Annotated in this window: 21 protein-coding genes and 1 tRNA gene; 16 read left to right on the top strand and 6 right to left on the bottom strand. The window is 44.7% G+C overall.

All coding sequences use genetic code 11. The features are described from left to right. Positions 1-6: 6 nt before the first annotated feature. The 7 genes from secY to rplQ all read left to right on the top strand — a co-directional run bounded on the left by secY (position 7) and on the right by rplQ (position 4468). The gene (gene secY / locus QWZ13_RS18765; protein WP_216000474.1) at positions 7-1311 is read left to right on the top strand and encodes a preprotein translocase subunit SecY; all 1305 of its coding nucleotides are present in this window, start codon (positions 7-9) and stop codon (positions 1309-1311) included. 42 nt (positions 1312-1353) lie between these two features. Further along, a complete protein-coding gene (gene rpmJ / locus QWZ13_RS18760; protein WP_216000473.1) occupies positions 1354-1470 on the top strand; it encodes a 50S ribosomal protein L36 in 117 nt (38 codons plus the stop codon). Between the two features lie 129 nt (positions 1471-1599). Then, entirely contained in the window at positions 1600-1956 is a 357-nt protein-coding gene (gene rpsM / locus QWZ13_RS18755; protein ID WP_216000472.1) for a 30S ribosomal protein S13, read from the top strand. Positions 1957-1991: 35 nt separating this feature from the next. Next, entirely contained in the window at positions 1992-2381 is a 390-nt protein-coding gene (gene rpsK, locus QWZ13_RS18750) for a 30S ribosomal protein S11 (protein WP_216000471.1), read from the top strand. A gap of 18 nt (positions 2382-2399) precedes the next feature. Next, positions 2400-3020, top strand: a complete 621-nt coding sequence (gene rpsD / locus QWZ13_RS18745; RefSeq protein ID WP_216000470.1) for a 30S ribosomal protein S4 — start codon at positions 2400-2402, stop codon at positions 3018-3020. A 23-nt stretch (positions 3021-3043) separates the two neighbouring features. Then, positions 3044-4045: a DNA-directed RNA polymerase subunit alpha gene (locus tag QWZ13_RS18740; RefSeq protein WP_290283136.1), complete on the top strand. Its 1002-nt coding sequence runs from the start codon at positions 3044-3046 to the stop codon at positions 4043-4045. A gap of 36 nt (positions 4046-4081) precedes the next feature. Beyond that, positions 4082-4468: a 50S ribosomal protein L17 gene (gene rplQ, locus QWZ13_RS18735; RefSeq protein WP_216000468.1), complete on the top strand. Its 387-nt coding sequence runs from the start codon at positions 4082-4084 to the stop codon at positions 4466-4468. A gap of 74 nt (positions 4469-4542) precedes the next feature. Here the strand turns inward: rplQ and QWZ13_RS18730 are convergent, their stop codons facing one another. Further along, on the bottom strand, positions 4543-4896 hold the full coding sequence (locus tag QWZ13_RS18730; RefSeq protein ID WP_290283135.1) for a hypothetical protein: 354 nt from the start codon (positions 4894-4896) through the stop codon (positions 4543-4545). 31 nt (positions 4897-4927) lie between these two features. Here QWZ13_RS18730 and QWZ13_RS18725 point away from each other — a divergent pair, with 31 nt between their 5' ends. Next, a complete protein-coding gene (locus QWZ13_RS18725) occupies positions 4928-5074 on the top strand; it encodes a hypothetical protein (RefSeq protein ID WP_290283134.1) in 147 nt (48 codons plus the stop codon). On the opposite strand, the gene QWZ13_RS18720 is transcribed toward QWZ13_RS18725, so the two are convergent. The 4 genes from QWZ13_RS18720 to QWZ13_RS18705 form a co-directional block, all read right to left on the bottom strand. Further along, positions 5033-6298 carry an inorganic phosphate transporter gene (locus QWZ13_RS18720; RefSeq protein WP_290283133.1) on the bottom strand — a complete coding sequence of 422 codons (1266 nt, stop codon included), beginning with the start codon at positions 6296-6298 and terminating at the stop codon, positions 5033-5035. The two genes, QWZ13_RS18725 and QWZ13_RS18720, sit on opposite strands and share 42 nt — an antisense overlap. Before the next feature lie 33 nt (positions 6299-6331). Then, positions 6332-7012 carry a TIGR00153 family protein gene (locus tag QWZ13_RS18715; RefSeq protein ID WP_216000244.1) on the bottom strand — a complete coding sequence of 227 codons (681 nt, stop codon included), beginning with the start codon at positions 7010-7012 and terminating at the stop codon, positions 6332-6334. Positions 7013-7186: 174 nt separating this feature from the next. Continuing rightward, the gene (locus QWZ13_RS18710; RefSeq protein ID WP_290283132.1) at positions 7187-9253 is read right to left on the bottom strand and encodes an alpha-amylase; all 2067 of its coding nucleotides are present in this window, start codon (positions 9251-9253) and stop codon (positions 7187-7189) included. 87 nt (positions 9254-9340) lie between these two features. Beyond that, a complete protein-coding gene (locus QWZ13_RS18705; RefSeq protein ID WP_353959002.1) occupies positions 9341-9853 on the bottom strand; it encodes an acyl-CoA thioesterase in 513 nt (170 codons plus the stop codon). 87 nt (positions 9854-9940) lie between these two features. Between QWZ13_RS18705 and QWZ13_RS18700 the strand changes: the two genes are divergently transcribed. The 5 genes from QWZ13_RS18700 to phoU all read left to right on the top strand — a co-directional run bounded on the left by QWZ13_RS18700 (position 9941) and on the right by phoU (position 15376). Beyond that, positions 9941-10975 carry a substrate-binding domain-containing protein gene (locus tag QWZ13_RS18700; RefSeq protein ID WP_290283131.1) on the top strand — a complete coding sequence of 345 codons (1035 nt, stop codon included), beginning with the start codon at positions 9941-9943 and terminating at the stop codon, positions 10973-10975. Positions 10976-11086: 111 nt separating this feature from the next. Then, positions 11087-12475 carry a phosphate ABC transporter permease subunit PstC gene (pstC, locus tag QWZ13_RS18695; RefSeq protein ID WP_290283130.1) on the top strand — a complete coding sequence of 463 codons (1389 nt, stop codon included), beginning with the start codon at positions 11087-11089 and terminating at the stop codon, positions 12473-12475. Next, positions 12468-13781 carry a phosphate ABC transporter permease PstA gene (gene pstA / locus QWZ13_RS18690; RefSeq protein ID WP_290283129.1) on the top strand — a complete coding sequence of 438 codons (1314 nt, stop codon included), beginning with the start codon at positions 12468-12470 and terminating at the stop codon, positions 13779-13781. Before pstC ends, pstA begins: the two co-directional genes overlap by 8 nt. 25 nt (positions 13782-13806) lie before the next feature. Continuing rightward, positions 13807-14652 carry a phosphate ABC transporter ATP-binding protein PstB gene (gene pstB, locus QWZ13_RS18685; RefSeq protein ID WP_290283128.1) on the top strand — a complete coding sequence of 282 codons (846 nt, stop codon included), beginning with the start codon at positions 13807-13809 and terminating at the stop codon, positions 14650-14652. A gap of 19 nt (positions 14653-14671) precedes the next feature. Continuing rightward, entirely contained in the window at positions 14672-15376 is a 705-nt protein-coding gene (phoU, locus tag QWZ13_RS18680; RefSeq protein ID WP_353959030.1) for a phosphate signaling complex protein PhoU, read from the top strand. Positions 15377-15394: 18 nt separating this feature from the next. Here the strand turns inward: phoU and QWZ13_RS18675 are convergent, their stop codons facing one another. Beyond that, positions 15395-16201 (bottom strand): type 2 periplasmic-binding domain-containing protein, encoded by an 807-nt coding sequence (locus QWZ13_RS18675; RefSeq protein ID WP_290283126.1) that lies wholly within the window; start codon positions 16199-16201, stop codon positions 15395-15397. A gap of 122 nt (positions 16202-16323) precedes the next feature. Here QWZ13_RS18675 and QWZ13_RS18670 point away from each other — a divergent pair. From QWZ13_RS18670 to QWZ13_RS18660, 3 genes are all read left to right on the top strand, one after another. After that, positions 16324-16399, top strand: a tRNA-Thr gene (locus tag QWZ13_RS18670). Between the two features lie 245 nt (positions 16400-16644). Continuing rightward, positions 16645-18603 carry a biosynthetic arginine decarboxylase gene (gene speA, locus QWZ13_RS18665; RefSeq protein ID WP_290283125.1) on the top strand — a complete coding sequence of 653 codons (1959 nt, stop codon included), beginning with the start codon at positions 16645-16647 and terminating at the stop codon, positions 18601-18603. Further along, entirely contained in the window at positions 18600-19811 is a 1212-nt protein-coding gene (locus tag QWZ13_RS18660; RefSeq protein ID WP_290283124.1) for a saccharopine dehydrogenase family protein, read from the top strand. Before speA ends, QWZ13_RS18660 begins: the two co-directional genes overlap by 4 nt. The last annotated feature ends 12 nt before the right edge of the window (positions 19812-19823 follow it).

Below are 19823 nucleotides of genomic sequence, written 5' to 3'. Positions count from 1 at the left end.
TCCCTAATGACCACACAAGGACTACCTGCAGGAATGAGTGGTAAGGGTCTGGGCGAGCTTTGGGCTCGCCTCCGTTTCGTTTTACTGGCTTTGCTGGTTTATCGAATCGGTGCCCATATCCCAGTTCCTGGTATTAATCCGGACCAGTTAGCAGCAATGTTCGAGCGCAACCAAGATACTATCTTAAGCATGATTAACATGTTTTCAGGTGGTTCATTGGAGCGTATGAGTATATTTGCACTCGGCATTATGCCGTATATTAGTGCATCTATTATCATGCAGCTGATGACTGTAGTAAGCCCTCAGTTAGAGCAACTTAAGAAAGATGGTGAAGCAGGGCGTCGCAAGATGTCTCAATACACCCGGTATCTGACCCTTGCACTAGCCGTAGTTCAGTCGTTCGCGATCTCGGCAGGCCTAGCAAGTCAAGGCATCGCTTTTGAATCGAGCGCCAGCTTCTACTTTATCGCTGTCGTTACGTTTACTACAGGCACCATGTTTATGATGTGGCTGGGTGAGCAGATAACAGAGCGCGGTATCGGAAACGGTATTTCTTTGTTGATCTTTGCGGGTATTGTTGCCGGTTTACCAGGCGCGATTGGTCAGAGCTTTGAATCAGCTCGTTTAGGTAACTTGAGCATAATTGCATTACTGTTGATTGGCTTATTTGCTATTGCAGTGGTTGCTTTTATTGTCTTTATCGAACGTGGCCAACGTCGCATTACCATTAATTATGCCAAGCGTCAGCAAGGCCGTAAGGTCTTTCAGGCGCAAAGCAGTCATTTGCCTTTAAAGGTTAATATGGCTGGTGTGATTCCGCCGATCTTTGCATCAAGTATTTTGCTGTTCCCAGCATCACTTGGTAATTGGTTTGGGCAGAAAGAAGGTTTCGAGTGGTTGCAAGATGTAGCTTTATTGCTAGGTCCTAACCAGCCCTTGTATCTCGTAATGTTTGCACTAGCAGTGGTTTTCTTCTGCTATTTCTACACTGCGATTACCTTTAATCCAAAGGATGTTGCAGAAAACTTAAAGCGTAGCGGTGCGTTTATTCCTGGGATTCGTCCTGGTGAGCAAACTTCTCGATACATTGATGGTGTTTCTGCACGTTTAACATTTTTTGGGGCTTTGTATATCACCGCTGTTTCACTCTTACCGCAAGGTTTAGTGATGGCCGCTAACGTACCGTTCTATCTAGGTGGAACTTCGTTATTGATCGTAGTGGTGGTCGTCATGGATTTCATGGCGCAAGTACAGAGTCATCTCATGTCGCATCAGTATTCATCATTGATGAAAAAGGCGAATTTGAAATAACCGAGCATCTCTTTGAGAGCCGGAAACTGGATGGAGTTAAGCATGAAAGTACGTGCATCCGTAAAGAAGATCTGCCGAAACTGCAAGGTTATCCGTCGCAATGGATCAGTTCGCGTAATTTGCGCAACAGACCCAAAGCATAAGCAGCGTCAAGGGTAATTCAGTTTATTTGGATAGTGCTTGATTTTAGTTTAATCTAGCGCTATTCTTTCGCGCCCTCAGATTACTGGGGGTTTTTGTTGGGGCGCATTAACGCTGCCCCAGTTTTATTACTAACGGAGAAGTTGAATGGCCCGTATAGCAGGCGTCAATATACCTGACAATAAGCATGCGGTGATTTCCCTGACTTATATCTTTGGTATAGGCCGCACCCGTGCTAATGACATCTGTAAGTCTGTTGGTGTTGAACCAACGACCAAAGTGTCAAGTCTCGATGAAGCTAAGCTTGACGAGATTCGCGCTGCAGTCGGAGAATTCACTGTTGAAGGTGATTTGCGCCGTGACATTCAGATGAATATCAAGCGCTTAATGGATTTGGGTTGTAACCGTGGAATTCGACATCGTCGTAATCTGCCCGTACGCGGACAGAACACGAAGAATAACGCGCGCACCCGTAAAGGTCCTCTGAAGCCTATCAAACGATAAGTTTGATTTGAATTAATTTACATAGGAAATCGAAGATGGCAAAGCCAGGTACGAAGGCACGAAAGAAGGTGAAAAAGCAAGTAGCGGATGGCATTGCGCACATCCATGCTTCTTTTAATAACACCATCGTGACTATCACGGACCGCCAAGGCAATACCCTGAGTTGGGCAACTGCTGGTGGCTCCGGTTTCCGTGGATCACGTAAGAGCACTCCTTACGCTGCACAGATCGCCGCTGAGCGAGCTGGAGTAGCAGCACAGGAATATGGTCTTAAGAATTTAGACGTGGAAGTTAAAGGTCCAGGTCCAGGTCGTGAGTCTGCGGTACGAGCATTAAACGCGGTGGGTTATCGCGTCAGTAATATTACTGATGTAACACCGATTCCACATAACGGTTGTCGCCCGCCTAAAAAGCGTCGCGTTTAATTAAGGAGACAGAAATCAATGGCACGTTATATTGGTCCTAAGTGTAAGCTGTCTCGTCGTGAAGGCACAGACCTCTTTCTAAAGAGCGGCGTTCGAGCACTTGATTCAAAGTGTAAACTCGAAGCGGTTCCTGGAGTTCATGGTGCACGTCGTGGTCGTTTATCTGATTACGGTGTACAGCTTCGCGAGAAGCAGAAAGTTCGTCGTATTTACGGTGTGTTAGAAAAGCAGTTCCGTAACTACTACGCAGAAGCCGCTCGCCTTAAAGGCGCAACAGGTGAAAACTTGTTAAAGCTTTTAGAGCAGCGTTTAGATAATGTTGTTTATCGAATGGGCTTTGGTGTAACTCGTGCGGAATCGCGCCAGTTAGTATCACATAAGGCAATTTTGGTGAATGGCCAGACGGTTAACATTCCGTCATACCAAGTTAAACCAGGCGACGTAATCTCAGTTCGTGAAAAGTCTACTACCCAATTGCGCATCAAGAATGCCTTGGAAGTAAATGCATCACGTACTGCAGTTGTTTGGTTAGAAGTTGATAGCAAGAAAATGGAAGGTAAGTTCAACTCTATTCCAGAGCGTGCGGAACTTTCACAAGATATCAACGAAAACTTGATTGTAGAATTGTACTCTAAGTAATCTCACTGCAAATAGGGGCATCTATGCAGCGTTCAGCCAACGAGTTTTTGACACCACGTCACATCGATGTGCAGGAAATCAACGCAAATCGCGCTAAAATTACGCTTGAACCATTAGAGCGTGGTTTCGGCCATACCTTAGGTAATGCGTTGCGTCGTATTCTGTTGTCGTCTATGCCAGGCGCGGCTATCACCGAAGTAGAAATCGACGGTGTATTACATGAATACAGCACAATCGAAGGTGTTCAGGAAGATGTGCAAGAAATCTTGCTCAACCTGAAAGATGTGGCTGTTAAATTACATGAAAGAGATGAGTGCACACTTACTTTGAAAAAAGCAGGTGCAGGCACTTTGACCGCTGGAGATATTCAGCTTGATCATGGTGTTGAAGTCGCTAACCCTGACCATGTGATCGCTCACTTGGGCAGCAGCGCAGACGTCAGCATGACTCTGAAAGTTACTGTTGGTCGCGGTTACGTACCAGCAGAAGCCCGCAGCAGCGAAGAAGACGAGAGTAAACCGATTGGTCGCTTGCAATTGGATGCGACATACAGCCCAGTCGTTCGTGTAGCTTACGCCGTAGAAAGTGCGCGTGTTGAGCAACGTACAGACCTTGACAAGCTGGTTATTGAATTAGAATCAAACGGCACATTAGATCCTGAAGAAGCGATTCGTCGTTCTGCAACGATCTTACAGCAACAAGTTGCTGCGTTTGTCGATTTAGATCACCAAGCAGAAGCGGTACAAGAGAAAGAAGAAGATAAGATCGATCCTATCTTGTTGCGCCCTGTTGATGATCTAGAGCTAACGGTTCGTAGTGCTAACTGCCTAAAAGCAGAGAACATCTACTACATTGGCGATCTGATTCAACGTACAGAAGTTGAACTGTTAAAAACACCGAACTTGGGTAAGAAATCTTTAACTGAAATTAAAGACGTTCTTGCATCCAAAGGTCTGTCTCTAGGCATGGTTCTAGAAGCATGGCCACCTGCAAGTTTAAAGAATGATGACAAGGTTCTCGCGTAAGCGGGGCCTGTCTTCTGGCTGGTAAGGAATTTAGAAATGCGTCATCGTAAAAGTGGTCGTCACTTTAACCGCACCAGTGCTCACCGAAAAGCTATGTTGCAAAATTTAGCGAACAGCTTGTTTGAGCATGAAGTGATTAAAACGACCTTGCCTAAGGCGAAAGAATTGCGTCGTGTTGCAGAGCCTCTAATTACATTAGCAAAGAATGATTCAGTTGCTAATCGTCGTTTGGCTTTCGACCGTACACAATCGAAAGAAATGGTAGGTAAATTGTTCACCGATTTAGGTCCTCGTTATAAAGAGCGTCCTGGTGGTTACTTGCGTGTACTTAAGTGCGGTTTCCGCGCTGGTGATAGTGCACCAATGGCAATCGTTGAACTTGTTGACCGTCCTGAAGTTGAAGCTGAATCAAGCGAAGACTAAGGTCAGAGTTAACGAAAAAGCCCAGCTAAGCTGGGCTTTTTTATGTCTGCAGATTGCGTAATATTTGTACCGTTTTATCGGCTCTCCATTGCATTTCGAAGCCTCCTACCAGAACAAAACACAAGCCTTTCTTGTAGGAGCTTTAGAAGCAAAGCGAAGAAGCAATAGTTAAGCACGGCCTTATCGGCTCTCCATTGCATTCCGAATCCTCCTACCAGCACAAAACACAAGTCTTTCCTGTAGGAGCTATCGAAGCAAAGCGAAGACGCGATGGTTAAACACCGCCTCTTAGGCTCTTCATTGCACTCTGAAGCCTCCTGCCAGCACAAAACACAAACCTTTCCTGTAGGAGCTATCGAAGCAAAGTAAAGTATCGATAGTTCGATACTGAAGCAATTCCTATAAAAAGGTTGCGAACCTCCATACAAAATTTATTCTTTCTGGCTTGCAGCTTGCAGCTTGCAGCTTGCAGCTAGACTACTACCTCAATCCAAAGCCCTAGGCATAACCCGAAGCCAAAAAAAAGGACGCCGAAGCATCCTTTTTAATCCACTTTCAAAACCCTTAAGAGAATATCCCTTTAAGCATGAAGAAGAATATTATTGATAAGAATGCGCCGGCAGGTAGGGTGATCACCCAGCTCGATACAATGTTACCAAGTACGCGTAAGTTCAATGCAGAAATACCGCGTGCTAAACCTACACCTAGTACAGCACCTACAAGCGTGTGTGTTGTAGAAACAGGTAAGCCTGTACCAGAAGCGAGAACAACCGTTGTAGCGGCGGCTAGTTCAGCGGCAAAGCCACGGCTTGGGGTAAGTTCGGTGATCTTTTTACCGATAGTACCCATTACTTTATAACCATAGGTTGCTAAGCCAAATACAATACCTAAGGCGCCTAATAGCAGTATCCAGCTAGGTAGTGCGCTTTTTGCTAGAATTTCACCATTGTTTTGAATGATGCCAACAACTGCAGCTAGGGGTCCGATGGCATTTGCTACATCGTTAGAGCCGTGGGCAAACGCCATAGCGCAGGCCGTGAAAACCATAAGAATAGCGAAGACCTTTTCAACAGACGCAAAGCGAAAGTGTTTATCGGCTTCTTCATCAATCTTAACGCGAGAAAGTAATACGTAACCTAAGGCCATAACGGCAAAGCCTGCTAATGTAGCTAGGCCGGCTGATTGTAAAAAGGTGTAGTCTAGGCCAACGTGCTTTAAGCCCTTAACCATGGTCACCATTGCAATCATGAAGCCAACGAAGAACATGTAGAACGGTACATATTTTTTGGCATTTGCGAACGGGTCATCGGTGTTTAAGATGAGTTTAGATACACTTCTAAATATTAAAAAAGCCATCGTGCCGCTTAGTAAAGGTGAAACAACCCAACTCGCAACAATGGCCGAAACCTTACCCCAGTTTACGGTTTCAACGCCAATGCCTACGGCAGCAAAGCCCACAATCGCACCCACAATAGAGTGGGTAGTCGAAACAGGCCAGCCTTTAGAAGAGGCAATAGCAAGCCAAATACCCGCAGCAAGTAAGGCCGACATCATCCCGTACACCAGGAGTTCTGGGCTGTCCGCAAACTCACTTGGCGTGATAATGCCTTTTCGAATGGTGCTGGTTACTTCACCGCCGGCAAGGTATGCACCGGCAAATTCGAAAATCATCGCAATGATTATGGCTTGCTTTACAGTTAATGCTTTTGAGCCTACCGATGTACCCATGGCGTTCGCAACGTCGTTTGCACCAACGCCCCAGGCCATTAAAAAGCCAAAAAAGCAGGCTAATAGAATCAGTATCTGTCCATATTCACTAATGACAAACATAAAATATCCTCAATTAATCAGTACGTGCCGTCGCTAACGGGCGATTAAAATTTGTAGGCGAGATCCGACACGCTGAGCAACGTCCGCAAGATCACCAATTTGGTCAATGACGTTATAAAGGAACATCATCTCTAAAGGGGGGTATTTTGTTTCAATATCACGAAGGGAGCGGCGCATTTGAATTTCAAAAACGTCCGTTTTGTGTTCTTGGTCGTCAAGTTTGCTGAGTAAGGTTGCTACAAAGCTTACTTCTTTACTGCCAAAACCAGTTTCATAAAGTTCATCGAGTTCGGCAAGTGCATCTTTAGCGCGTCGGCTAGTTCCGATTGCCGCTAAAAGATATTCTTTCATTAAAGGCTGAACTTCATCGGGTATCATCATTTCACGGCCCAACATAATGCCAGAAATATCTTTAGCTTTATTGGCAATGCGGTCTTGCATGCTCAATAATTCTAATAAGTCAGAACGAGGCACAGGCATAAATAAGCTATTCGGTAAATGTGCGCGAATGTCTTTTTTGAGAGCATCGGCTTCACCTTCTAATTGGGTGATCGATGAGCGGTACTTCTCAGCTTCTTTATAGTCGCCTTTCATCGCGGCTTCAAAGAATGGAACAAGCTCTTCAGTACAAGCATGAGCTTTACTGATGTGCTCTTGCATGGGCTTTACGGGCGACCGTCCAAATAAAACGGACAGTGGGCTGGTATTGTTCATGTTGATTCCTCAATCAAACGGCACAAATGCGGGTCGCATTATAGAGCCTTTGTTTCGTAATAAAACTCTTCGGTGAATAAAAAACACCGTTAATTTCCTTTAATTTCGCAAAAAAACCAGCCAACTTACTAAATTGATCACTAAGAATACTGCTTTTGCACTTTTATGGTGCGTTTAGCGTTCGTTGCCTGCAAAAACCACAATAACACGGTCATTTTGTGTTGATCGACTAAATGCATAGGGCGATTCGCTGATCATATGATGTGCGCCCGTGCCGACTGCTGCGTGTTTTTTGCGGAACTGACCAATTAATTGCCAATGTTTAAGCAAGGTTTTATGTTCTTCAGACAGTTTAGACCAATTCATATCCGAGCGCGTACCTTGATGAAAATCATCGGCATAAGGACCTAATGGGCGAGCGGTTTCGTCACCGTAGTAGATTTGAATACCACCGGGTAGCAATAAGAATGGTGCAGCAATACGTTTTTGGAGATCTAAGCTCTGATATTTAGCATAAAAAAGCGTAGTGTCATGGCTACTTATATAGGTTAGCGCATTAAAGTCTGGGTCGCTGTTTATGGCTTGCGCATACTTTTGGTATACGGTTTCTGAGTCGTTCATGCATAGGGCAAGGTTGTGAGCCATATCTTGGTATTCAAAATTAATAAGGCTATCAAAACCATAGTCGTAGTAATAATCTTTAAATAGTGGGTGTCCAAATACTTCTCCCACCATCCAAAAATCCGTTTCACCTGAGAGTTTGGTATCTTGGTTGTCCCCTTGCCAGTCTCTACGTGCATTCGATGCCTCTTGTTTTAACGTTAACCAATGTTCAAGCTCGACGTGCTTAGCGGTGTCGCTTCGAAATGCATCGATGCCAAACTCTCTAACCCAATAAGTTTGCCAATCTATTAAGTGTTGAATTACTGGTTGTGAAATGTTCTGAGCGCGAGTGTCTTTTTTCTTTTTTAATATCGGGGGTAATTCTACCGGAACTTTAGATTCGGTGAGGTAGTCTGGTAACCCGGCCAATGCCATACTCAGATCATCGTATCCTCGTGGCGTATAACCTGGCATATCAGAACGTATCCATTCATCTGACCACCATTGTTTGCGCCAGTTGCCACTTTGAAAATCAATTAAATTAGTATAACTGTGCCAATTCTCTCCGTTTTTGGGTTGCCAATCATTGCCCATATTCGGTTGGTTTGGCTTGAGGACATCCACGTTAAAATCTTTTAAATCCGCTAAAGATGGGTAGCCGGCATGGTTAATGACCGTATCCCAAACTAATCGAATATCGCGTTTATGGGCCTCTTTTACTAGCGTTCGTAAATCTTCATCCGTGCCAAAATTAGGGTCAAGCTTGGTGTAGTCTAATGCCCAGTAGCCGTGGTAGGCATAAAATGGGAACGTCCCATCTTTGCCACCGCCCACAAAACCGTGAATCTGCTCTACAACGGGCGTCATCCAAATAGCGGTTGCTCCAAGCGCTTCAATATAGTCGAGCTTTTCAATCACGCCCTTAATATCACCGCCGTGGAATGTACCCACTTCTTCTTTGTTGTCTTTGCGGCGATCAAAAGATAAATCATTTGTTAAATCGCCATTGTGAAATCGATCTGTCATTAAAAAGTAGACCAGCGCATTTCCCCAAGTAAATTCCGACGGCTCAGCATTGGCCGATTCAATCAGTAACAGTCCATTGCTGTTTTTTGCGGGGGTAAAAGTCACTTCACCGTTTTCAACGCTCGCAGTTTGTTTTGAGTAAAAATCCCGAACTAGCTCGCCATTTTTAAATTGAGTGCTGACATCGACAGTAACGGGCTCGCCCTGCCAAATAGGGCATTGGTGTTCTGGAAGTGGTCTAACGTATGCCTGAGAAGTTTGTTTTGGCAATAGTTTCAACGAAACGGTTTTATCTTCAGTGCTGAGCGTAAACTGGATATCACCAGCAACTCTTACTTTCAAAGGGACAGCCTGTATGGCGCAAGCCTGCAATGGGAACGGCTTGTTAAAACGAAGTTTTGCACCTTCTACATTGCCCAAGGAATAAGCGCAAGGGGCGCTATTGCGGAAATAAAATTGGTAGTTACCCTTAGCAAGGGCAACAGTCACCTGATCTTGTTCTAGATCTTCTTCAGCGATAAGCACGCCGTCGACTGTTTCAATAATCAGTTGATTCTCAGCGAATCCAAGTATTGGCCATAATAAAGCTATTAATAGCAGTGAGCGAATCATGATCTAACCCTCTTAAGTTATAGAGTTAGATTAGCGTTTGACTGCAAGCCAAGCTAGGTTGTTTTTAGCTCGGTTGGAAAACCGTAGTTAAAGCTCGATAGAACGAATTCTTCGATTCTGATCAATCGCAACGTACACAAATTCAGCTTCGGTCACTTTATTTCGCTCAGTGTCTTCAGGCATTCGGCTCCACACTTCTATATTAATGCGGACAGAGCTTTTACCAACGTGCGCAATATGCGTATAGCAACACACAACAGAACCGACTCGAATAGGGCGCATAAAACTCATATCCCCCATAGCCATAGTGGCTGTTCGGCCTTTTGCTATGCGGCTGGCAACGATACTGGCGGCATTGTCCATTTGTGACACTAACCATCCGCCAGAAATGTCTCCATTGGCGTTTACATCACTGGGTTGCGCTACCACTCTTAGCTGTAACTCACCTTTCGGCTCTGGATAAGACTCATCTAATTTAGGCATGACTCGACTGTTTAAGTTGTTATTGTAAAGCGCCGCATTATATCGGCTATAGCTTTCTATGCCTATGTGAAAGCCTGCTTTTTTGGTGTTAAAGGAGAAATATGAAAAAAATGTCAATTTGTCACATAACTGTCACATTGCTTTTTTAGGATAGCGTTCATGCCATCGAGTGATGGCCACACTATTCACTAAAGGAGCAATACAATGAAAAAAGTACTCTTAGCTGCAGCCTTAACTACGATCGCTTCCGTAAGCGCTCTGCAGGCGCACGCTCGTGACCAAATTAATATTGTCGGTTCATCTACCGTTTATCCGTTTGCGACTGTAGTAGCAGAGCGCTTTGGTCGTTCTACTTCTTTTGCAACACCGACCATTGAGTCAACCGGTTCTGGTGGTGGCTTAAAGCTTTTCTGTGACGGTGTAGGTGAAAGCACGCCAGACATTACCAACTCTTCAAGCTACATCAAGCAATCACAATACGAGGCTTGCGCTGAAAAAGGCATTGGTATTATCGAAGTGAAAATTGGCTACGATGGTATTGCTGTTGCAAACAGCAAGAAAGGCGAAAAACTAGACGTTACTCAACAAGAGATTTTCTTAGCGCTTGCCGCCAAAGTACCGGGTACTAAAGCCGGTGAGTTGATCGAAAACCCATACAAAACGTGGAGTGACATCAATCCTAAATTACCGAATGTTGCTATTCGAGTGTTAGGTCCCCCACCAACTTCTGGTACACGTGCTGCGTTTGTTGAGCTTGTGATGCAAAAGGGCTGTGCTAAGTTTGATTGGATCAAAGACCTAAAGAGCAGCGACAAGAGCCAATACTTAGAAATTTGCGACTCAATGCGTGAAGACGGTGCCTTTGTAGAAGCCGGTGAGAACGACAACCTTATCGTTCAGAAGCTAGAAGCCGATCCAAACGCTTACGGTATCTTTGGCTATTCATTCTTAGATCAAAACAGCGATAAAGTACAAGGCGCAGCGTTTAACGGTGTAGACATCAGCTTTGATTCAATCTCTGACGGTAGCTACCCAGTGTCTCGTCCATTGCACTTCTTCGTTAAGAAGAACCACATTGGTGTGATCCCTGGCATTCTTGAGTATGTGAATACATTCTTAAGCCCAGCCGCACAAGGTGAAGATGGCTACCTTGCAGAAAAAGGATTGATTCCGTTAGGGTCACAAGAGTTAAAAGAAATACGTGCAGCGGTTGCAGCACAGAAAGAATTTACAATGTAATAAACGCACTATGCGAAGCGTAAGGAGCTAGCCTTTGGCTGGTTCCTTTTTTCGCGTTTTAGGCTAACTTGGTGAATCGCTGTTAGCGATTTTGTTTAATTAGGAGACACTATGACATCTTCCTCCCTGTTTTTGCTCATCGTCATGTTTGCAATCATGGCGTACGTATTTGGGCGAAAGCGATCCGAGGCGCTTGCGAAGTCTATTGGCGGGGTACGCCACTTACACTCGCTGCCAAACTACTACGGTTTAATGGCTGGTATATGGGCGGGTATTCCTGCCATTATCTTGCTTTGTCTTTGGGTGATTTTTGAAGAGTCTTGGATCCAAAACAAAGTACTCAGCGAGTTACCCCTGAGTTATCAAAACATGGCCGATTCAGAGTTGAGTCTGTTATGGACAGAAATTAATAACTTAAGAGTTGGGTCATTAGCAACGGCCTCTGATTCAGCTTTTTTAACAGCTGTAGAACAGCTCGACGCATTAGAGCGTAGCAGTCGTATTCTAAAAACGACTTTAGTGATTGCACTTACCGCCTTGTGTGCCGCAATAGGTTGGGTGCTGATTCGCCCCGCTCAAAAAGCACGGCATCATTTTGAGCGTGTCTTGCGCACCATTCTCATGCTCAGTTCTTCAGTGGCCATTTTAACGACCGTGGGTATTGTCTTTTCTGTTTTATTTGAATCGATACGATTCTTCCAAGCCGTACCCTTTACTGAGTTTGTTTTCGGTACAAAGTGGAGCCCACAAATGGCGATAAACGCCGAAGTGACGGGTTCATCAGGAGCGTTTGGTGCTATTCCTCTATTTGTAGGTACGCTCATGATCGCGGCCATTGCTTTAGTGGTGGCTGTTCCTATTGGGTTAATGACCGCGGTCTTTTTAGTCGAATACGCCACACCTAAAGTTCGCAGCATCATTAAACCGCTGCTTGAAGTGTTAGCGGGTATTCCTACTGTAGTTTATGGTTTCTTTGCAGCGCTTACGATGGCGCCGCAGCTTAAGAATTTCTTAGAAGGGTTTGGTGCGCAGGGCGTTTCTTCTGAAAGCGCATTGGCCGCTGGTTTAGTAATGGGCATCATGATTATTCCATTTGTATCATCATTAGCCGATGACGTTATAAACGCAGTGCCTAATACCTTACGCGATGGTTCAATTGGGTTAGGTGCAACGCGCAGTGAAACCATCAAGAAAGTCGTGTTCCCCGCGGCATTGCCTGGCATTGTCAGTGGTGTACTGCTGGCCGCGTCTCGTGCCATTGGTGAAACGATGATTGTTGTGATGGCCGCAGGGCTTGCAGCGAATTTAACCGCCAACCCGTTAGAGGCGGTCACCACAGTAACCGTGCAAATAGCCACATTGCTGGTGGGCGATCAAGAATTTGACAGTGCAAAAACTTTATCAGCGTTTGCTTTAGGCTTAATGCTGTTTGTCACCACGTTAATCCTTAACGTAATTGCCTTGGCAGTCGTGAAAAAATTCAGAGAGCAATATGACTAATCAAACATTAAATGCAATTGAGCGATTAGCTCAAACAAAGCAAGAGCGGCTTAATAAAAAGCTAGCGAAGCGTTATGCCAAAGAAAAACGTTTTAAGTTTTTCGGTATCAGTTCTATTGTGATTGGACTGAGCTTTTTAGCGCTGCTGATCGGCACCATTTTTACCGCGGGGTTTTCAACCTTTTACGCTACGGAGATTCGCTTAGACGTACATTACGATGCCGAAGTGTTAGGAATTGACAACATTGAAGACGAGCAGCAGCTTTTGTACGCCAATTGGGGTGGGTTACTGAAAGAAGCTTTAAAAGAGCGCTTCCCAGAAGTGACCGGCCGAAGCGCTAAGCGCCGCCTCTATACATTAACCAGTAGCGTGGGTGAATATGATTTAAAAGATCGCCTGCTAGCAAACCCAGAATTATTAAACAGCACGGAATCTATTTGGGTGTTGGCTGATGATGAAACTGATGCCTTTATGAAAGGCCAGGTTGATCGTACCTTGCCAGAGGCCGAACGCCGATTTACCGATGAGCAAATTGCTTGGGTCGATAGTCTTAAAGAGTCAGGCGACATTCGTAAATCGTTTAATACCCAGTTTTTTACCAGTGGGGATTCACGCGAAGCAGAACAAGCGGGTATTCGCGGTGCCATGATCGGGTCACTGTACACCTTGTTGGTCACTTTGATTTTGTCTTTCCCATTAGGGGTTGCAACAGCCATCTATTTAGAGGAATTTGCACCTAAAAATAGATTGACTGAAATTATTGAGGTGAACATAAACAATCTAGCGGCGGTGCCTTCCATTGTGTTCGGTTTGCTGGGTTTAGCCGTATTCATTAATGTGTTGCATTTACCAAGGTCTGCGCCGGTTGTCGGTGGCTTAGTGTTAACACTGATGACATTGCCCACCATTATTATTTCGTCACGTTCTTCCATCAAAGCCGTGCCTCCTTCGATCCGCGAAGCTGCGTTAGGGTTAGGGGCATCTAAAATGCAAATGGTATTACACCATGTATTACCACTGGCCATGCCTGGCATGTTAACCGGCACCATCATTGGTATGGCGCAAGCGTTAGGTGAAACAGCGCCCTTGTTAATGATCGGAATGGTCGCCTTTATTGTCGATGTGCCAGCCACGCCTTTTGATCCGTCCACTGTGCTGCCTGTGCAAGTATATTTGTGGTCCGATTTGCCAGAGCGAGCCTTTGTCGCAAAAACGTCAGGTGCCATTATGGTGTTGTTAGGTTTCCTAGCCACTATGAATTTAGTCGCCGTATTCTTACGCAAAAAGTTTGAGCGTCGTTGGTGAGTTACCCAATTTAAAAATTTAAGAGATGTATAACATGACAGAGCAAAATAGAGCGATAGAAGAAACATTCAAAGGCTGGTCTACTACCGTTGGCAGCCCGCTAATAGGCGAAGACCAAACACGTATGAGCACTCGTAACGTAGATGTGTTTTACGGCGACGCTCAAGCGATTCACGGCATCGATCTCGATATCGGGAAAAATGAAGTGTTAGCAATGATCGGTCCGTCGGGTTGCGGTAAGTCGACCTTTTTACGAACGCTGAACCGAATGAATGACACCATAGAAAGCTGTAAAGTGAAGGGTGAGATTAGTTTAGATGGTGAGAATATCTATGAAAAAAATATGGATGTTGTAAGCCTTCGAGCCCGAGTGGGGATTGTGTTCCAAAAGCCTAACCCGTTTCCAAAATCTATATACGAAAACGTAGCCTATGGACCAAAAATTCACGGCTTAGTTAATCGTCGCGTCGAACTTGATGAGGTGGTAGAAACCGCATTGCGTAAGGCCAGTATTTGGGATGAAGTTAAAGATCGATTAGATCAACCTGCTACCGGGCTTTCTGGTGGCCAGCAACAGCGCTTGTGCATTGCACGAACGATTGCTGTATCACCCGAGGTTATTTTAATGGATGAGCCATGCTCGGCCCTAGATCCAATTGCAACCGCGCGCATTGAAGAGCTCATCGCCGAGCTTTCTGAGAACTACACAATCGCAATCGTGACGCACAGCATGCAACAGGCTGCGCGAGTTTCAAATCGCACGGCATACTTTCACTTAGGTCGCCTTATTGAAGTAGATAATACCGATAAGATTTTTACGGCGCCTAGCCATAAACTAACGGAAGATTACATCACCGGTCGATTCGGTTAAGGAGTCACTTGTGGCCAAAATGACATTTGAAAAACACACCTCAGCACAATTCACGGCAGAGCTTGAGCAAGCACGTAAGCATCTTATGCAAATGGGTGGTTTAGTTGAGCAGCAATTAGAAATGGCGTTTAACGCATTGCAAAACGTTGATACGAAAGTTGCCGAGCAAACCATCACATTAGATAAAGAAGTGAATGAGATGGAAGTAAAAATTGATGAAGAGTGCACACAAATTCTAGCACGCCGAAACCCAGCGGCATCAGATTTACGCTTCATCATCGCCGTCACACGTGCCGTGACCGATCTAGAGCGCATTGGTGATGAGGCCAGTAAAATTGCCAAACAAGCATTAGAAATCGCAGACGCCGGTAACGGGCCACAAAGCTTTGTAGAGCTTCGCCATATTGGTGAAAAAGTACGTCAAATGGTGCAGCAAGCATTAGATTCGTTTGCTCGTCTCGATACCGACCAAGCATTATCGGTGTTGCAGCAAGACAAAGCCGTCGACTTAGAGTATGGCACCGCAATCAGAACATTGGTGACTAAAATGATGGAAGATCCGAGAATGATCTCCCACGCACTGAATGTGATGTGGGCGTTGCGCTCTCTCGAGCGTATTGGTGATCATGCGCGTAACATTGGCGAATCGGTCATATACCTTGTAAAAGGCAAAGACGTTCGCCATAAAAAGTTGGCCAATATCGAAGCTCAACTTGGCAAATAGATCTCGCCTAGCTTTAGCTTATAGGTAAAAATCAAAAAGTGCTTTTGAATGTTCAATTCGGGCGGCTTTTAAAGCCGTCCAAAACGCTTCAATATCTTCAGGGCGCTCTTCATAGGCTTGCTTTGAAAAGGCGGCGTACCAGTATTGGCTGCTAAAAGGCGTTTCTAGTGCAATAACTTTATCGGCTAAACCGAGGTCATTTAAAATAGTTTGGCCAATCAAGGCTTCCATTACAAACCCATCGAGCAACCCACGAGAAACTAACTCCAGCGCTTTTTTAGGTTGCAACGGTGCAGACGGAATAAAGCCCATGTCTTGTAGCATTTGGTCTGCAACGTACCCAGGGATAGATTGAACTTTTGCAGTTTTTGGCAACATAGACTCGCCATCCCACGATATCTGTGAGCCAGGGTAGGTAAATACCATATAATTGCTTTGATAAAAGAAGCGATCATCTAATTCACCGTTCGTTTTCGGAAATGCAGACCAATTGTCACGATCCTCACTGAAGACAAAGGCGGCAACGGCGTCTACTTTGCCATGCTTTAACTCTTCGATACATCGTTTCCAGGGGCGTCGATTGAACTTAATGGGTAAGTTACTGGTTTGGGAAGAGATAAAAAGCAAATCACCCACAATGCCATTTTTACCTTCAATAATGTCGGCAGTGCCGAGTAGAAAAGGCGGCACCTGTTGATTTTCAAGACAAAATTGGAAATCTTTAGCAAATACAGACGAGTTAGCTGCGAGAGCAACCCAGAGTAAAATCCATTTAATGCGCATGGCTAAACCTTTACTGCGGTTAAGAATCACAATAAAAAGCATAGCTCATACTCCCGAATCTGCCCATTTGATGAACCCTTCAACGAATAATTAATAAAAAACCTTATATTTATCAATTAGTTGTTGACCTTTTACCATCACATATATATAGTTCGCCTCCGTTAGCCGGCATAGCTCAGTTGGTAGAGCAACTGACTTGTAATCAGTAGGTCCCGAGTTCGACTCTTGGTGTCGGCACCACATTCTAAAAGCCCCGTTCCGTAAGGATCGGGGCTTTTGTCGTTTTAGGCTTATCGTTACTTTTTAAGGTAAAGCGGTTAAGTTAATCAAAAAATTCCTTGCAATTCCGATGTTGAGGAATAGAATCACCGCCGTTTTAGCAACTTACAGAGGTTTTATGAGGTTTTAATCAAGCACTTTCTCTTATGAGTGAAAGTGTATTTATTTTTTTTTAGCACTTTTACTGCATCTTGGAGGAAGCCTTGATGGGAAAGAACCCTTCTTTTCTAACAAAACCTAATTCTGTAGAGTCGGCCACACCTTGGACGACCGAAGACAGCGCTCAGTTATACGGTGTAAACGACTGGGGCGCGGATTATTTTTCAGTTAATGAGGCCGGTCAGGCTGTCGTTAATGTCCCTTTTGGCGAGCAGAAAGCGTCTGTTGCCATTCTCGATATTATTCAAGCAATGTCCGAACGGGGTTTGGAAATGCCAGCGATGCTGCGCATAGAAAACCTACTCGATGATCGCATTGCGAAGCTCAATAATGCCTTTGCAGAGGCCATCACCGCTTACGATTATCAAAACGTATATCGCGGTGTTTTCCCGATCAAAGTTAACCAGCAATGCCACGTGGTTGAAGAAATTGCCGATTATGGTCGACGATTCAGTCATGGCTTGGAAGCGGGCAGTAAGGCTGAGCTGATCATTGCTTTAGCGAAACTGCAAGATAACGACAGTTTAATTGTGTGTAACGGCTACAAAGATTCTGAGTTTATTGAATTGGGTCTCTATGCTCGCGAAATGGGTATTCCGTGTTTCTTCATTTTAGAAACGCCAGCTGAGTTACCCATCATTATTAAAGCCAGTCAACGGCTAGGCATTAAGCCGCTTTTAGGCGTACGCATCCGTTCCAGTGTGAAAGTGGATGGTCACTGGAACGCCGATAGCGGTGATCGCTCTATTTTTGGTCTGTCTACCACGGCATTATTTGATGTGGTCACTCAGCTTAAAGCGGCCGATATGATCGATTGCTTACAGCTATTGCATTGCCACATAGGGTCACAAATACCGAATATTCGTAATATTCGAAACGGTGTTCAAGAAGCTTGTCAATTTTATTCTGGCTTGCAAGCAGAAGGCGCTCCTATGGGTTACCTTGATTTAGGGGGTGGCCTAGCGGTGGATTACGAAGGTACTCGTAATATCAGCAGTAACAGCATGAACTACGGGCTCGATGAGTATTGTGCCGCGATAGTCGAAACGATCAGCGAAGCGCTAACTCCGAAAGGCATTGCGCACCCCGTGATCGTAACTGAATCGGGCCGTGCGACAGTCGCCTATTCTTCAATGTTGTTGTTTAACATTTTAGATGTGCGCAATCATGATCCGGCTCCGCTGCCTGATGCGTTACCAGAAGACAGCCATGAGTTATTGCAAAACCTATGGTTGGTGAATGATGCTATCAATAGTCAAAATTATCAGGAGTGTTTTCACGATGCGGAATATTATCGTGATCAAATTCGACAATTATTTTTGCACGGCCAAATCGGATTAAGTGAACGTGCCTGTGCCGATAATTTGGCCTTAGCTGTTTTTGAAAAGGTGGCAAAGGAAGTAGCGCAGCAAAACCGCCCAGCGCCAGAATTACTCGACATTCATGAGCAATTGGCCGATGTTTATTATGGCAATTTTAGTCTTTTTCAGTCGCTACCCGATGCTTGGGCGATTGATCAAGTGTTCCCAGTAATGCCTGTGCATCGTTTAGAAGAGCGCCCAACTCGGCATGCGGTTATTGCAGACATTACTTGCGACTGCGATGGACAAATAAATCGATTTGCCAGTGTTGATGGTATAAAAAAGACTATTCGTTTGCACGAAAAGCAAGAGCAGGAAGACTATTACCTTGGTGTATTCCTAGTGGGCGCTTATCAAGAAACGTTAGGTGATTTGCATAATTTATTTGGTGACACCAATGTGGTGAGTGTACACATCAGCGAAGACGGTAGCTTGAATTTTGCTCGTGAGTTTCACGGCGACAGCATTTCAGATGTTCTAAGCTATGTTGAGTACGATCCGAAGATTATGCAAGAAGAGTTTCGAAAACGTGCCGAAGCAGCAGTAAAGCAAGGCAAAATAACCGCGGTAAAACGCAAAACAATACTGAAGGCGTTTAAAGATAGCCTGGATGGTTACACCTACTTTGAGAGTGAAACGTTATGACTAAAGTTATGATTATTGGAGCCGGCGGAGTCGGCGGTGTCGTCACACATAAATGTGCACAACAAGCCGAAACTTTCGGTGAAATAATACTTGCTAGCCGTACCGAATCTAAATGCAAGGCGATTGCAGAGCAAGTTAAAGCAAAAACGGGTGTAACTGTGCGAACCGCACAAATCGATGCCGATAATGTACCTGAGCTAGCGGCTTTATTAAAATCGGAACAACCGAAGTTGGTGATAAACGTTGCCTTACCTTATCAAGATTTAACCATCATGGATGCCTGTTTAGAAGCGGGTGTGCATTACATGGATACCGCTAACTATGAGCCACTAGATACCGCTAAATTTGAATATAAGTGGCAGTGGGCGTATCAAGAAAAATTCCAGAAAGCCGGGTTAACCGCGTTACTCGGCAGTGGCTTTGATCCAGGTGCGACGAATGTGTTTACTGCGTATTTAGCTAAGCATTATTTTGATGAAATTCATGAGCTGGACATCATCGATGTTAACGGTGGCGATCACGGCTATCCTTTTGCGACAAATTTTAATCCTGAAATTAACATTCGAGAAGTGTCTGCTGAGTGTCGTCATTGGGAAGGGGGTGAATTTGTAACAACTCCCCCAATGAGCAAAAAAGCCGAATTCACCTGTCCAGAATCCGTAGGTACTTATAACATTTATCGTATGTACCACGAAGAGTTGGAGTCTTTGTCTAAGCACTACCCAACACTTAAGCGTGCACAGTTTTGGATGAGCTTTTCTGAAAACTACTTAAAGCATTTAGAAGTATTGGAAAACGTTGGCATGACTGGCATTGATCCAATAGATTACAATGGCCAGCAGATTGTACCGATTCAATTATTAGCCAAACTATTACCAGACCCAGCCTCATTGGGGCCGCGTACTAAAGGAAAAACCTGTATTGGTACGGTTGTAAAAGGTATAAAAGATGGTAAAGAAAAAATAGTCTATTGCTACCAAATTTGTGATCACCAAGCTTGTTACGCTGAAGTTGAATCGCAAGCAATTTCATACACGACAGGCGTGCCAGCTATGATTGGTGCGAAACTGATGGCCGAAGATAAATGGCTTCAACCGGGTGTATGGAACATAGAGCAGTTCGATCCTGATCCATTTATGGAGGCTATGAATCAATATGGTCTGCCGTGGAATATTATCGAATTGGATGAATTCAATTTAGATCAGTAACTTAATTTAAAC

Source organism: Reinekea marina, assembly GCF_030409715.1.
Lineage (GTDB): Bacteria > Pseudomonadota > Gammaproteobacteria > Pseudomonadales > Natronospirillaceae > Reinekea > Reinekea marina.
This window is presented reverse-complemented; position numbering and strand designations above follow the sequence as displayed.